Source organism: Chryseobacterium soldanellicola, from assembly GCF_900100115.1.
Lineage (GTDB): Bacteria > Bacteroidota > Bacteroidia > Flavobacteriales > Weeksellaceae > Chryseobacterium > Chryseobacterium soldanellicola.
Window position 1 is genome coordinate 290,875 of sequence record NZ_FNKL01000003.1, and the last position, 15,962, is coordinate 306,836.

12 protein-coding genes are annotated in these 15,962 nt (G+C 34.4%); 3 read left to right on the top strand and 9 right to left on the bottom strand.

Annotated elements, in window-relative coordinates:
* On the top strand, positions 1–1,230 hold the full coding sequence (locus BLT04_RS10835) for an ABC transporter permease (protein ID WP_089756414.1): 1,230 nt from the start codon (positions 1–3) through the stop codon (positions 1,228–1,230).
* 471 nt (positions 1,231–1,701) lie between these two features.
* Positions 1,702–2,685 carry a PLP-dependent cysteine synthase family protein gene (locus tag BLT04_RS10840; RefSeq protein WP_089755829.1) on the top strand — a complete coding sequence of 328 codons (984 nt, stop codon included), beginning with the start codon at positions 1,702–1,704 and terminating at the stop codon, positions 2,683–2,685.
* A gap of 133 nt (positions 2,686–2,818) precedes the next feature.
* On the opposite strand, the gene BLT04_RS10845 is transcribed toward BLT04_RS10840, so the two are convergent.
* The 3 genes from BLT04_RS10845 to BLT04_RS10855 form a co-directional block, all read right to left on the bottom strand.
* Positions 2,819–3,346: a hypothetical protein gene (locus BLT04_RS10845; protein ID WP_089755830.1), complete on the bottom strand. Its 528-nt coding sequence runs from the start codon at positions 3,344–3,346 to the stop codon at positions 2,819–2,821.
* 164 nt (positions 3,347–3,510) lie between these two features.
* The gene (locus BLT04_RS10850) at positions 3,511–3,810 is read right to left on the bottom strand and encodes a chaperone modulator CbpM (RefSeq protein WP_089755831.1); all 300 of its coding nucleotides are present in this window, start codon (positions 3,808–3,810) and stop codon (positions 3,511–3,513) included.
* Between the two features lie 3 nt (positions 3,811–3,813).
* Complete coding sequence (locus BLT04_RS10855; RefSeq protein ID WP_089755832.1) at positions 3,814–4,725, bottom strand: DnaJ C-terminal domain-containing protein; 912 nt, start codon at positions 4,723–4,725, stop codon at positions 3,814–3,816.
* Between the two features lie 92 nt (positions 4,726–4,817).
* On the opposite strand from BLT04_RS10855, the gene BLT04_RS10860 reads away from it, so the two are divergent.
* A complete protein-coding gene (locus BLT04_RS10860; protein WP_089755833.1) occupies positions 4,818–6,017 on the top strand; it encodes a dicarboxylate/amino acid:cation symporter in 1,200 nt (399 codons plus the stop codon).
* Between the two features lie 75 nt (positions 6,018–6,092).
* On the opposite strand, the gene BLT04_RS10865 is transcribed toward BLT04_RS10860, so the two are convergent.
* The 6 genes from BLT04_RS10865 to BLT04_RS10890 all read right to left on the bottom strand — a co-directional run bounded on the left by BLT04_RS10865 (position 6,093) and on the right by BLT04_RS10890 (position 15,854).
* Positions 6,093–7,559 (bottom strand): RagB/SusD family nutrient uptake outer membrane protein, encoded by a 1,467-nt coding sequence (locus BLT04_RS10865; protein WP_089755834.1) that lies wholly within the window; start codon positions 7,557–7,559, stop codon positions 6,093–6,095.
* A gap of 12 nt (positions 7,560–7,571) precedes the next feature.
* Complete coding sequence (locus tag BLT04_RS10870; protein ID WP_089755835.1) at positions 7,572–10,373, bottom strand: SusC/RagA family TonB-linked outer membrane protein; 2,802 nt, start codon at positions 10,371–10,373, stop codon at positions 7,572–7,574.
* A 375-nt stretch (positions 10,374–10,748) separates the two neighbouring features.
* Positions 10,749–12,077, bottom strand: a complete 1,329-nt coding sequence (locus BLT04_RS10875) for a hydroxymethylglutaryl-CoA synthase family protein (protein ID WP_089755836.1) — start codon at positions 12,075–12,077, stop codon at positions 10,749–10,751.
* Between the two features lie 142 nt (positions 12,078–12,219).
* A complete protein-coding gene (locus tag BLT04_RS10880; protein WP_089755837.1) occupies positions 12,220–14,733 on the bottom strand; it encodes a M1 family metallopeptidase in 2,514 nt (837 codons plus the stop codon).
* 12 nt (positions 14,734–14,745) lie between these two features.
* Positions 14,746–14,976: a hypothetical protein gene (locus BLT04_RS10885; RefSeq protein WP_089755838.1), complete on the bottom strand. Its 231-nt coding sequence runs from the start codon at positions 14,974–14,976 to the stop codon at positions 14,746–14,748.
* 83 nt (positions 14,977–15,059) lie between these two features.
* Positions 15,060–15,854: a thymidylate synthase gene (locus tag BLT04_RS10890; protein ID WP_089755839.1), complete on the bottom strand. Its 795-nt coding sequence runs from the start codon at positions 15,852–15,854 to the stop codon at positions 15,060–15,062.
* Positions 15,855–15,962 lie beyond the last annotated feature (108 nt).

Consider the following 15,962-nt stretch of genomic DNA (forward strand, 5'->3'; position numbering starts at 1 on the left):
TTGAAGTTTCCTTTATATTTCTCTAGAAAAATAGCGTTTTCCAAAGATAACAAAAATAACCTTTCGAGGGTTATCATCTTCATTGGCAGGCTTTCGGTGGCTTTAGGAATTATTGTTTCCCTGATTACCGTTTCCACCGGATTCGGCTCCAAGAAAGCGATTAAAGAAAGGCTGGCTGATTTCAGCGGCCATATTACTGTAAAATCTACACGGTCAAATTCTTCCTACAATACTTCGGTTCTCGATAAGCAGGGTTTAAATATTCAGAAAATAAGAGAGCTTCCTGATGTTGAAACTGTCCAGAAATATGCGATGGTAACAGGAATTATGCGTAACGAAAATAATTTTGCCGGCATTATTTTCAAGGGTGTCGGAAAGGATTTTGACAGCTTACGGTTTAAAAAATTTCTTGTTGCGGGAACGACACCAAAAATTACAGAAATCGGGTTTAATAACGGTGTTACCATTTCTCAAAAAATAGCGAATGACCTTCATTTAAAAGTTAAAGACAGCATTGTCACTATATTTTCAAAAGCTGATCAGAAGCCCATCTACAGGAAATTTGAGGTAGTCGGGATTTATAAAACTGATATTAAAATGATAGACGAGCAGTTCGTTATCGGAGGGATCAATCATGTAAGAAAAATTCAGGATATGAAGCCTGATGAAGTGGGAGGAATCGATATTTTCCTGAAAAACATCAACGATATCGACAGAGATTTTCCTGAAATCGAAAAACTGATCGGCTATAAAAACTATGCTGAAAAAGCAACTGAAAAATTCCCTCAAATCACCGACTGGATCAGTATTTTTGATACAAATATTGCATTAATCATTATTATCATGCTGATTGTTGTGGTAATCAATATTATTATGGTTCTTTTAATTCTGATCATTGAAAGAACGAATTCGATTGGTTTGCTTAAAACATTGGGCGCCAGCAATTCTCAGATCAGAGCAACTTTTATCAACTATACTTTAATCATCATGATTCCCGGGCTTTTGTACGGGAATGCGATAGGTTTAGGATTGCTTTTACTTCAAAAGTTTTTTGGAATTATTAAGCTTAATCCTGAAAACTATTATGTAAGCACAGTTCCTGTTGATTTGAATCCGATTGCAATTATTTCAATTTCTGTCGGCATTTTAATTATTTCTGCATTGGCTTTGATCATTCCGAGTTATCTGATCAGTAAGATTTCTCCGGTGAAAGCGATTAAGTATAATTAAGGTTTAATCTATAATGTCATTGCGAACCGAAGGTGAAGCAATCTTTTGTTAATTTATCCTCTGAATATTTTAAAATTTTAACTATTAAGGTTGGATTAAGAATTTAAGAGCATTAAGCTTAACTCTCTTTATATTGAGATTGCTTCATCGCTGCGCTCTTCGCAATGACAATAATGACGACAAATACCCTAGCCCCGATTGGAGCATTTGTTTGAGCTCATTTTTCTAGGGTTTCGGCGGCGGCTTTGCCGCCGCCGAAACCCTAGAAAAATAGCGAGTGCGGAAAGCGGGAAATAGCTTTTGGAAATCTTTAATGATGAATGGTGAATTGTCAGTAGTGAATTGTCAATTTTTCCAGTTTAATTTTTAAATTTTCCATTCACAATTAACCATTCACTTTATAATAATATTCAAATCATAATTATTAATTATCTGAAAGCTGTATCTTTGCTGCGCTTATAAAAAACATTTATGAAATACGCACAAAACATCCTTGAAACTATCGGAAATACACCACTTGTAAAGCTTAATAAAGTTTTGGGAGAAGATTTTCCGGCATTAGTTTTGGCAAAGGTTGAGACCTTCAATCCGGGCAACTCTGTGAAAGACAGAATGGCCCTGAAAATGATTGAAGATGCTGAAAAAGATGGAAGATTAAAACCCGGTGGAACTATTATTGAAGGAACTTCCGGAAATACCGGGATGGGACTGGCCCTTGCAGCGATCATCAAAGGTTACAAATGTATTTTTGTGACCAATGCTAAACAGTCAAAAGAGAAATGTGATATTCTTCGTGCCGTTGGAGCTGAAGTAATTGTCTGTCCGACCGACGTAAAACCTACAGATCCGCGTTCTTATTACTCGGTTTCAAAAAGACTGGCGACCGAAACAGAAAACGGATGGTATGTGAATCAATATGATAATTTATCAAACAGAACCGCTCATTACGAATCTACTGCCCCTGAAATCTGGGAACAGACAGACGGGAAATTAACACATTTTGTGGTTGGAGCCGGAACGGGAGGTACAATTACGGGTTGCGGAACTTTCTTCAAAGAGAAAAATCCTAACATTAAAGTGATCGGAGTTGATACGTACGGTTCTATTTTGAAGGAATTCCATGAAACGGGTGAATTGCATTACGATCATGCTTACACGTACATCACAGAAGGAATTGGTGAAGATATCATTCCTGAAAACTATGATATGTCGGTAATCGATCATTTTGAAAAAGTAACTGATAAAGATGGTGCAATCTATGCCAGAAAACTGGCTAAAGAAGAAGGAATTTTCTGTGGATATTCTGCCGGAAGTGCGATCGCTTCTTTGATTCAGATGAAAGATCAGTTTACGAAAGATGATGTCATTGTTGTTCTTCTTCACGATCACGGTTCAAGATATGTAGGAAAAATCTATAATGATGACTGGATGAGAGAAATGGGTTGGCTTGATTAAAATTAGCAATTAGCAATTAGCAATTAGCAATTAGCAATTAGCAATTAGCAATTAGCAAATTTATTAGTTATATAAATAAAAATCAGAGTAAAATTTACTCTGATTTTTTTATTCCTTATTCTTATTCTTATTCTTATTCTTTGATATTTTTATTTATTGTTTGTTTAAGCAAATCATAATCTCCTTTGCTCATTGATTTTTTCGGGAACATATAATTGAATTTGCCTTCTAAAGCAATAAATTGATCATTGATATCAAATTCCTTAAAATCTTCCCATTTACTCAATTCCTCCTGATGGTTAAGGTTTACATTAAAAATTTCATTATTAAATCTGAGCTCATATATTTTGGAATCTTCGAGTGATTTTAAATATCTGTTGACCTGTTTTTTCCATCTTGAAACTTTATTGATGCTTAAAGAAAGATATACTGTACAAAGCAAAAATAAAAAGCTCACAAAATATAAAATCCCAAATTTTTCTTTGCTTAAATCATCTTTAAAACAAAACAGAATAAATAAAATTAAACCTACAACGATCGTTGTAATTGTTTTTCCCCTGGTAGTGGGCGAAAAAAATAAATTTCCCTCATTGCCGCTGAAGTAAATATCTTCGAAATCCTGTCTTTTAGGCTTTAAAACAATAACCTTTTCTTCAGTCATAATTAAATTTTCTCTAATGTGTACAAAGATAGTTTTTTCATCTTATCTTCAATAAAGCATTAAGACTGCATAAATCAAAAATTCAAAATATATTATGCAATTATTGATAGGATTTCATCCTATCCTGAATTAAGTCGTTCCTTCGGAACTCCTTAGATGAAAAATTACCCTTCTTTATGTTTATTTATTGCAGACAATTTATTCATTAATTCACGGTTTTTCTGTTTTAATTCATCCATTTTTTGGAGCATATCATGAATAACTTCCAAACCCGGAAGATTGATTTCAAGATCATAATGCCAATTGGCAAATTTTTCAAAAACCGGAAGATCTTCATACATCAAATATCGAATCTCATTCTCCGTTTGGATGCTCAATAAACCGGAATCTACCAATTCATCAAAAAAAGTGATCTCAATATTGTATACTTTTACGAGCTCTTCTCGCGATATTCTTTCACTCATGGCTTAGGAATTTTTAAGTTTTTCAAAAAGTTCTTTCTGCTGTTCGGTAAGATTAGTCGGTAATTTTACTTCATAAGTCACGAATAAATCACCAAATTGTCCGTCTTTTTTATACACAGGAAAACCTTTTCCTTTCAGTCTCACCGTCGTTCCGTTTTGAGTTTCGGGTTTTACTTTAAGGTTCACGCTTCCGTCCAATGTATTTACTTTTACGTCTCCGCCTAAAACTGCGGTGTATAAATCAATGGTGACTTTTGTCTTTAAATCATCTTCTATTCTTTCAAAATCAGGATCCACCGGAATATTGAAAGTGATGTACAAATCTCCACTCGGACCGCCATTATAACCTGGACTTCCGTGACCTTTCAACTTAATTTGCTGTCCGTCATATACTCCTGCGGGAATTGTAATCCGTACTTTTTTACCATTAATATCAAAAGTCTGCGGATGCGTTGTTGCGGCATCTTTTAAGCTTAAATTCAATTCAGCCTGAATATCCTGCCCTTTGAACTTTCCCGATGCACTTCCCCGCGAATTTCTGCCAAAACCGCTTCCTGCGCCGCCAAACATACTCTGAAAAAAATCTGAAAAATCTTCACCTTCCCCAAAATCAGCACCGGAAAATCCGCCACCATAATTCTGACTTTGATATTGTCTCTGCTGTTGCTGCGCTTTTTCGTATTCTTCGCCGTGTTTCCAGTTTTCTCCGTATTTATCATACTTTGAACGGTTTTCGGGATTGCTGAGAACCTCATTGGCTTCATTAAGCTCTTTGAATTTTTTTTCTGCTTCTTTATCGTTGGGATTAAGGTCAGGATGCAGCTTTCTGGCTAGTTTCCGGTAAGCTTTTTTGATGTCATCCTGCGTTGCGCTTTTATCTACGCCTAAAATTTTATAGTAATCTATATAAGCCATAAAAACGATTATTTACTCAAATTTAGCGAATTTAAGCCTGAAAATAATATAATAGAATGTTAAAATAAAGCTATCTTTGATAAAAAAGCTACATGAAAGAAGTATTTAAAAATTACTCGGGAATCATACTTTTACTCCTAGGGATCACTGTCGGAAGCATCCTCGGAATTGTGGCTCCGGGGATTGTTGAGTATATAAAACCTTTGGGTGATATTTTCCTGAACCTTCTTTTTGTAAGTGTTGTTCCGTTGGTATTTTTTGCAGTGGCCAATTCTATTGCGTCTCTGGAACAGCAGTCGAAATTCGGAAAAATTATTTTTACGATGATTGTAACATTCCTGTTTTTCATACTAACTGCTGCCGTTTTTACCATTTGTGTCGTTTACCTTTTCCCTGTTTCGGGTGTTTCGGGAAGCTCAGAAGTTATCACTGAAACCGTAAATCAGGATACATGGGGAAGCAGGATTGTAAGTTTTTTTACTGTTGGAGAGTTTACCGAGGTTTTTTCTCGAAAAAATATGTTAGCGCTTCTAATTTTTGCTTTCTTAACAGGTTTTGCAGCGAGAAAATCCGGGGAAAAAGGACAGCCATTCAGGCTTTTTATCGCTTCAGGATATGAAGTGATGAAAGAACTGCTTTTATTAATTATGAAAATTGCACCAATCGGGTTGGGAGCTTACTTCGCGTATCAGGTGGCCACTTTGGGACCTCAGCTTTTTGGATTTTATGCTAAACCTTTAGGGCTGTATTATATTGCCGGAATTATTTATTTCATTGTATTTTTTTCATTGTACGCTTTCATGGCAAACGGACAAAATGGAGTAAAAAGTTTCTGGAAAAATGCTATTTATCCAACATTAACTGCATTAAGCACTTGCAGCAGCTTTGCCACAATGCCTGCCAATTTACAGGCTGCTTCAAAAATTGGCATTCCCAGCTCAATTGCTAATCTGGTGATTCCGATTGGGACGACTTTGCACAAGAACGGGTCTTCAATGTCTTCTATTATTAAAATTTATGTTGCTTTTTTAATCATTGGAAGAGATTTTTTTGAACCCACCAATCTTTTGCTCGCCTTAGGAATTACAGTTTTTGTAAGTATTGTCGCCGGCGGAATTCCAAACGGCGGATATATTGGGGAAATGTTAATGATTTCTGTTTATAAATTACCACAGGAAGCAATTCCCGCAGTAATGATCATCGGAACATTGGTTGATCCCCTGGCAACCGTCTTGAATGCTGTCGGACAGCTTGCGGCAGCGATTTTTGTGAATCGGTTTGTGAAGGTTTAAGGTTTTATCATTTTACTAAATAAAAAAAACCCTGCTTTTTTGCAGGGTTTTTTATTTAAAATATAATTATTTAATTTAGTATCCAGGGTTTTGTTGGAAGGTTGGAGTTATATTAATTGTTGCTTGTGGAATTGGCCATTGCCATCTTGTATCATTTGGAGTTATAGTTTGAATAACAGAAGGTACACCGGTGCCATCAATATTTGGTCCTTCACCAGTTCTTTGCATTGTAAGACCTAATCTCTTGAATGTATAAAATCTATCATTTTCAAAAGCTAATTCAAGTCTTCTTTGCAACATAATCTCATTCCATAATGTAGTACCTGATAAAGTTACAGGGGTATATCCTGCATATCTTTGAGTCTTTAAAGTATTTAATAATGTATTGGCTAATGTTTCATTTCCTAGCTTATACGCAGCTTCAGCAACATTTAAGTATACTTCTGCAGTTCTTAAATATTTTGCTTCAACAACATTTAAAGGTGTTCCTCCACCCGTATTAAATGCCCATTTAATAACATGATTTCTTTGTACATTTTGATATGCACTTCTTCTCATATAAGCACTCTTTCTGATATCGGTATTCACAAATAGATTATATAGAGACATTGGTACAACATATTCAGATCTTATATTTCCACCAGTCGCAGTTGCTCCTTGTTGATAAGCAACGCCAACTGTAATATTCTCTTGCGTAGAATTAAGTATTTTCAAAAGTACACCATCTGTATTATTAGACCCCCAAACATTAGGAAAGTTCACTAATGACCCAACGCTTGCAGATAAGGCAATACTAGAATTACCTGCTGCAACAGCATTGTTGTAATCACCTTTATATAAATAAACTCTTGATAATAAACCATATATAGCTGCTTTCGAGAATTTTGATTTATCAGTCGGTGCATCTACAATATTATTTACTGCAAAATTTAAATCCGAAATAATATTGTCATAAACCTGAGCTACTGTTAGATTTCTAATAGTTGTTGTTTCTAAAGGATTAAATTCAGTAACATATGGAATTCCCATAGATGTATTTGCATCAGAAGATTGCGTTGGTATCTTACAATAAGCTCTTACTACATCAAAGTGAGCTGCTGCTCTTACTGCTTTCGCATGAGCTTCTATATTATTTCTAAAACTACCAACAGGAAGATTATTGATATATTTCAATGGCATATTAGCTCTAGAAATTACAAAATATGCTTGAGTAAATAGCCCTGTTACAGAGGCATTGTCCGGTGAAAAGCTCCAGTTATAAGCCGTAAAGTTAGAACTTCGTCCTTGTGGATTATAAATTAAATTATCTGTAGTTACATCTGGAACTATAGTTTGGTTACCAGTATCAACAGAAAAATATCCTGTCCCTTTAATTGCACTATATGCTCCATTAATAGCCTGAGTAAAGTTTGTTTCTGAAGTCATTGCATCATCAAGAGGAATTTGATTAAAAGCATTTTGATCTAATTCTCTCTCGCATGAACTTAAAGCAACAATTGTAAAAATACTTAATATTGTTAATTTTATTATTTTATTTTTCATAATTTAGTTAATTTAAAATTGTAATTCAACACCAACTGTTACAGTCTTTTGAGTAGGATAAGTATATAAAGAATAAGAACCTGGCACATCTGTATTACCCTCTCCTGAACCTACAGCTACTTCAGGATCTCCCTCATAGTTTGTCCATAAAATTAAGTTCTGAGCTTGAGCATAAACTCTGATTGAGTTTAAAGGGACATTATCTCCGAGAAAATTCTTATCAAAAGTATATCCTATATTTAAGCTTCTAAATCTAATATAATCTGTTTTTTGTAAAAAGTAATCTGTTAACCAAATTCCATCTGGGTTTGGTTTTGGTAATACATTTGTATCACCAGGATTTTGCCAGTAATTTATAGCATCAACCCTTAGATTAGTATCAAATGATGATGGGTCAAGCAAACTGTGAGCCTGATTATTTACTGAATATCCACCAAATTTATAGGTAAAATCTGCCGTTATATCAAAATTCTTATAAGTAAATGTAGCTCCAAATCCTCCAAAAATTTTAGGAAATGGGGTCTTATCTTTAATATCCTGAATATCATTTGTAGTATATACATTAGTAGCCCTACCACCTGGCAAATCATAAAAAGTCTCTCCGTTAACAGCAGTAGTACGATTTGTAAAATATAATGCGTCTCCTGTATCTGGATTTACACCAGCATATCGTACCATTCTATAGTAAAATGGCATTTCTCCAACTTCCAATTTATTGTTATTTCCAATATTTCGTGACATTTCACCAGGTCTCAATGCTAAAATTTTGTTTTTAACATTTGAAATATTCCCTCTCAATTGAAAACTCCAATCTTGTTTTTTAATTATATCTGCAGAAATTTCTACTTCAATACCTTTATTTTCAAGATCTCCCGCGTTATCATAAATGGTATAACCTCCTTGTACAGTAGGATAAGGAATTAACTGTAAAAAATCACTTCTCTTATTTATAAAATACTCAAATGATCCTCTAATCCTATTGTTATAATTAAAATCTAATCCAAGGTTTGTTATTTTTACTTTTTCCCATTTTAATTGTTTATTTCCAACTGTTATGGGTACAGCAGTTGATGCACTTGGTCCATACAATCCAAAGCCAACATATGGCTGATTTACATAGTCAGGAAGAGGAGCATCATTTCCAGCTATACCATATGATCCTCTTAATTTTAATGATTTTAATTTTGGTATATTAACAAATGATTCTTTAGCGATATTCCATGCACCACTCACGCTCCAAAAAGTTCCGAATTGATTTTCTAATCCAAATCTTGATGAGCCATCTCTTCTAACTGAAGCACTCAATAAATATCTTAGGTCATAATTATAATCAGTTAATAATGCTAAAGAGGTTCTTCTTGTTTGCACTCTTGATCCTGTAGTAGCATTGGGAGTAACCATATTACTTAGAATATCTAAACCTGGAGTTCTATAATTTCTACCAGTTGCAGTCATAGTATTAGTATCTTCAGTACTATACTCGTAGAAAGCAGTTGCGCTTACTTTATGACGTCCAAAACTTTTATCAAAATCTAGTCTTTGATTTGCTGTAAGATAGTATAAATCATTATTAGCTAAACTGACCTGTCCATTATATCCTAAAATGACATCTAAAAATGATCCGGGCTCCAGAACAGTTTTAGTTTTTAATTGAGCAAATGTGTTATATAATGTAGATCTGAATTTTAACCAATCTGTAAATTTATATTCTCCAAAAATATTACCATTTAGTCTAATATTACTGTTATTAGATGTATTTCGCTGTAAAGCTTCCAGTACAGGAAACCCTAAAGTAGTTGGATTATAACTTCCATCATCTAAAAACACAGGTTCATAGGGATTTGCACCATACATAAATCTAAAAGGATTTTGACCATTATTTAAATCTCTTTGATTTTGTGTTTTCTGATATTGTAATGATGCATTTACTCCAATTTTTATTTTATCACTTAACTGGTTCTCAAAGTTAAATCTTGCACTATATCTTTTTAATGCATCAATATATTTAATTATGCCTGAGTTACTATCATATCCTAATGAATAATAAAATATACTTTTATCAGTTCCTCCACTTGCAGTAAAAAAATACGATTCTTCACTAGAATTCCGTAAAATATCTTTCTGCCAATCATGGTTTAAAGCCGTTAATTCTAATACTTCTGCATCTGTATGAGGTGTATTTCCAACCATAGAAGAAATAGCATTTTCAAAAGCTAATTTTTGACCAGCATCCATCATTTGGAAATTCATTTCTTTATCCGAAACCTTCCAAGATGTGCCAAATCTTGATTCAAAACTATAGTTTGTTTTTCCTCTCGTCCCCTTTTTAGTTGTTACTACAATAACACCCGCAGCTGCTCTTGAACCGTACTGTGCTGTTGCGGCAGCATCCTTAAGGATAACCTGAGATTCTACATCACTAGGATTTATAGCATTTAGTTGAGCAAAAGTTGAATATTGTCCATCAATAACAACCAAAGCTCCTGTATTAGAAAAATTAGAAAAACCTCTAATTGTTATTGAACCTGCACTTCCTGGCTGACCGCTGTTTGTTTGAACCAATACCCCAGGAGCTTTCCCTTGTAACATATTTGTTAAAGACTGTGTGTTTGATTGCTGTTTTAATTCTTGGCTCCCAATAATAGACTGAGCTTGAGTAATCTCATCAGCTTTCTTGGTTCGGTAACCTGTAACCACAACCTCTTCAATTTGTTTCTCTTTAGGGACAGTATCATTTTTTGTTTTTTGTGCAAAGGAAGTCTGCCCTAAAAAAAAGAGTACTCCAGCACTTAATACACGTAATTTTACATTCATATTTAACAAAATTTAATTTTTTGAATCACAAATATGTTAAGAAATATTAACATATCAAAAATGTAAAACACTGATTAACAATCAATTAAAAAGAAAAAAATTAACTTTATTTATGGCTATTTACCACTTATGAATACACAAATTTCATTTTAACATTTAAAAATTACTACTAAACAGCAGTTAACTGAAATTATTTTAATTCAAACAAAATCAAGCAGTATCATGATAATTTTAAGTATTGTATAATAAAATTTGTTAAATAATAGCTTTATTGCTAAAAAAATAAACTAAATATTTTTTCATATTCCAGCTTATAAGTAAAATGACATAAAAAAAACACCCCAATTGAGGTGTTTTGTAGTATATAATTTAAAATTAGGCCTTATATTCATAATATCTTGCTCCTAGTAACAAAGGATTTTCAAGCTCAACGGATTGTAAGCCAAAACCTTTGTAATTTGGGTTGACGGACTCTTCAAGCTGCTTTCTGTGCAGCTTTTCATAGGTTTCAAAGCTAATTGCCGTTCTGGTTTTTAAATCTTCAAATAAATTCCATTTTGAGACCACATTTTTCCAGTTTCGAGATACTTTTCCGGAAAAAACTTTTGATTTTGAACCGCTTCCGTACCCTAAGAACCCAATTTCAGAGCCAGTGAGGTCTTCTTTTTCATTAAAAGAAACCTGTAAGGCAGACAATAGCGCCATAAAAATAGAAGCCGTGTACATATTTCCGATTTCTGAAGATGCACGTTGAGATTTTTCTATTTTATCATTAATAAACTGAATATAATCCTCAGATTTTGCAACAGCCTTTTGCTCTTCAGGTGTTTCATAGGAAAGTCCGTTTTCCAAACTGTAAATTTCTGTAAAAACCCTTTTCCCATGAAAAGCATACGGAAGATGGAAGATTAAATATTTCCAATTTTTATGAGGATTATTTTTTCCTGTAATTTCCTTATAATGATCATATGCTTCTCTGATTCTGTCCTGGTAGCATTGATTAGAATATTGGCCGTCAAAAACCGGTTCATCAGTAAAAACCTCAATTTTATCGGGGAAAGTTTCGGGAGCATTAATAAGATTTTCTTTTTTGAAATGACGTCTTGGCTTGAAGAAATCAAAAACACTTTCTGTAGCTATTCCCCACTTGTTTTCAATTTCCAAAAGATCTGGTTTTGTGGAAACTAACAACGAAACAGCTCCCCCGCCCTGTGTATATTCGCCGGAAGAAGCCAATTCATATTTCGCATAATCACTTGCAATAACAATTGCTTTTTTATCGGGATTTGACCTTACAAAATCAAGGGAATTATGAAGCGCATCTACCGCTCCGATGCAGGCGAAAGTCATATCTACAACATCACAATTTTTGAAACACCTTTCTCCAAATTCTTTCTCCAACGCTTTTTCAACCATCTGCATTGCATATGAAGCGGTTGGTTTTGCTGCATCCAAGGCACTTTCTGTTCCTAAGTAAATTCGTGAAATATCTTTTGGATTAATCGTATAATCTTTTATCAATTTTAATAAAGCTTCTGCCGCAAAAGTCGCTGCATCTTCGTGTACATCAGGAAAACCCATTTTATGCAAACCGAGCCCCTTTTCAAGTTTTGCCGGTTCTATTCCTCTTTTTTCAGCTAAATCTTTAATTTCCAAATACAAAGAAGGTACATAATAGCTCGCAGCCTCAATTCCAAAAGTCATATTTTATAAATTTTTATACTAATTTAAAAAAGATAATTCAAAAAGACTCTTGTTTTTATTCAATTTTTTGCACTTTTCGTGTAAGTATCATAAAAAAGCACCTCATAACGAAGTGCTTTCAATTAATTTAAAAAATTGGTTATTATTTAAAATTTTCGATAGCTTTATTCAGCTCGTCGATCTGTTTATTGATGCTTGCTGCGTTTTGTGGATTTTGCTTTAACAGTTCCATTTTTTTGCTGAGACCGTCTTTTAACATTTGAACGATCATCATTTTAACTTGCGGATTATCACCCATTTGACCTTTTGCCTGACCTAAAAGCTTGGTAATACTTTGCGTAGCCTCCAGATTATCTGAGGTCATGATCCAGTTAAACCCATCTTCACCTGCTTTTCCCAATTCAGGATTTTGGAATTTTATGAAAGGATAAAATGCTGCGATCTGAGCAATATTTGACATTTGTGAGGTCACTTTATTTTTTACCACAACCGGCAAAAGAACTTCCAAAAGATCATCAGACGCGCCTTCCAGATTAATTTTATCGGCCAAACTATTGATTCTTGAAGGATCAACAGAAATAATTGCTGCCACGGAATTTGCTTTTACCGCATCAGAAACCGCATTCATTCCTTTTTCGAAAATTGAAGTGTATTTTTTATCTTTTGTTTTTGACAATGCCTTGATTGCAGAAGCCTGAACCAATGTTTTAGGATCATTGGAAGCCAGTTTTTCAACATCAGAACCTAATGCTTTAAACTGATCCGCATTTGATAAATCCATTAATTCCAATGCTTTCATTCTCACTCTGAAATAAGGATCTTTAATTGCTGCCGCCAATAATTTTGTCGCTGCAGGATTTTTCCCAACCTGATCTTTAATTGCATTTAAGGCATTGTATCTGCTTTTAAACTCCTTGGAACCTGTAAATTGCATTAAATTTTGCTCAGGAGTTTTCGTTTCGGTAATATCTGCCAACAAAACACCATCTGCATTGATGTTAATCAAATCTGCATTTTTAGAAACATCAAAATTGAATGTATTTTTTGCTTCTGCATTCACCCAAACATTATATCTTTTCGGTTTCCCGTTATCGTAAACATCGATTGCTAAAGGAAATTCAAACGGCTGATCCTGAGTCTGATTAATGGTAACCGAAACTTGTTTTTTTACAGGTTCAAAAGTGGAAGAATAATTGATTTTCGGGTGTCCGCTTCCGAAATACCATTGATTAAAGAACCAATTTAAATCTTTTCCCGAAACTTTTTCAAATGATAATCTTAATTGATGAGCTTCTCCGTTTTGATATTCATTTGTTTTTAAATAATCATTCATTCCTGCAAAAAATGCATCATCACCCAAATAATTTCTTAACATATGAAGGATTCCGCCTCCTTTTTGATAGGTAACCAAATCGAAAACATCTTCACGGGAGTCATAATTGAATCTCACTAAATTTTTCTTAAAATCGGAAGGATTGTGAATGTAATGATTGACATCTTCCTGCTGATGATAATCTGCCTGATCTTTTCCGTATTTGTATTCGTTCCAAAGATATTCTGAGTAGTTTGCAAAAGATTCGTTGACCGTTAAATTACTCCAGCTTTCCGCTGTGACCAAATCTCCAAACCAATGGTGGAATAACTCGTGAGCGATGGTATCTTCCCATTTATTTTCATCGATTAGCTGTCCCGGTTTTTGTAAAATATCACTTCCATGTAACGTTGCTGTCGTGTTTTCCATGGCACCACTTACGTAATCTCTTCCTGAAATTTGCGCATACTTTGCCCAAGGATAGTCGTAGCCCATTTTTTTAGAGAAAAACTCAATCATTTCGGGTGTATTTCCGTAGATCTGTTTTGCGTATGGCTCGTATTCTTTTTCAATATAATAATCAACCGGAATATTTTTCCATTTATCTTTTACGATCGCGTAATCACCTACTGCCATGAAGAAAAGATAGGTCGAATGCCTTTTATCCATCACCCAGTGATCGGTTCTCATTCCGTTGGCTTCTTTTTGAGAATCTTTCATAATTCCGTTGGAAAGCGTGACATATTTATCAGGAACTGTCATGAAAATTTCTTCGGTTGACTTCTGATTCGGTTTGTCGATAGTCGGGAACCATGCGGAAGAAGATTCTGTTTCCCCCTGTGTCCAGATTTGAGTTGGCTTGCCGGTTTCCTTACCTTGAGGATTAATGAAATACAGACCTTTTGCATCATTAATTGCCGCGCTTCCCTGTTGTTTTACCTCGTTCGGACGAGCAGTATATTTAATATAAACCGTGTAATCCTGGTTTTTCTGATAGGTCTTATCTAAAGTGATTTTTAAAATATCATTGCTATAATCATATTTTAAAGGAGTTTTTTTGCCATTAATATCTAAAGCTACTTCATGAATCAACATACCTTTTGCATCAAGCGTCAATTCGTTGGCAGGATAGAAAAAAGGAGCGGCAGTCAGCCATTCTTCCCCGTTCATCTGTTCCTTCTGATAATCGAAATTTACTTTCAGCTTGGTGTGTTTCAGTTCCGTTACTTTGGTATGAGTGGCTCTGTAGACCTTTTCTCTGCCTGAAGTTTCGGTTTGTGCTGATACATTTGCGGAAAAGAAAATCCCGCCCAATATAGCAATCGATAAAATGGCTTTTTTCATTTTATTATTTAATTATTTTTTAGAATTATTTTTTGTTAGAATATCAAAAATATCATTGACAACGGTTTCGTAATCTCCTTTTTTAAACTGCTCTTTAGTTTTGTTAAAAGCCTTTTTCAGTTCGCTTTCCGGATTTTCATCATCGATAATTTCTATTGAATCAATCCCTTTCACCTGAAGTAAAAGCTCTTTCAGCTTTTCGGCGTCGGTGTTTTCTGTTATATTTATTTTTAAATATTTCATAGTTGATAAGTGTTAAATTTACCTTGAAAGTTACAAAAAAAGTGAAGTTTTGAGCTTCACTTTCATTTATATTTTATTTTTCATTAGATCGCAACAGGCGCTTTAATCCCCGGATGCGGATCGTAATTTTCTAAGGTAAAATCTTCAAAATTAAAATCAAATATATTTTTAATTTCAGGATTTAATTTCATTGTCGGAAGCGGCCTAGTTTCTCTTGAAAGCTGCTTATTAACCTGCTCAAAATGATTGTTATAAATATGAACATCTCCAAAACTGTGCACATAATCACCCACTTCAAGATCACAAACCTGCGCAACCATCAGCAATAACAAGGCATAGCTCGCAATATTAAATGGCACTCCCAGGAAAACATCTGCACTTCTCTGATAGAGTTGAAGCGACAATTTTCCGTCGGCCACATAAAATTGGAATAACGCATGACAAGGCGCCAGCGCCATATTTGGGATTTCCGCGACATTCCAGGCAGAAACGATCAACCTTCTGGAATCGGGATTTTTTTTGATCTGATCGATCACTTCGGTAATCTGGTCAACAACTTTTCCGTCTGCACCTTTCCAGCTTCTCCACTGGGCACCGTAAACAGGGCCTAAATCTCCGTTTTCATCCGCCCATTCGTCCCAGATTGAAACGCCATTGTCCTTTAAATATTTAATATTGGTATCGCCTTTTAAAAACCAAAGCAATTCGTAGATAATTGATTTCAAATGCACCTTTTTCGTGGTTACCAGAGGAAAACCTTTCGACAGATCATACCTCAGCTGATATCCGAAAACACTTCTCGTTCCCGTTCCCGTTCTGTCGGTTTTATCTGTTCCGTTGTCTAAAATATGCTGTAAAAGGTCTAAGTAATTCTGCATGTTGAAAAGCGATTTTTATGGTTCAAATTTAGAAAAAACCAAACGATTTTTTGTTATCATAAGTCATAAAAAAAGCATTCACTTTGATGAATGCTTTCTATATTATTT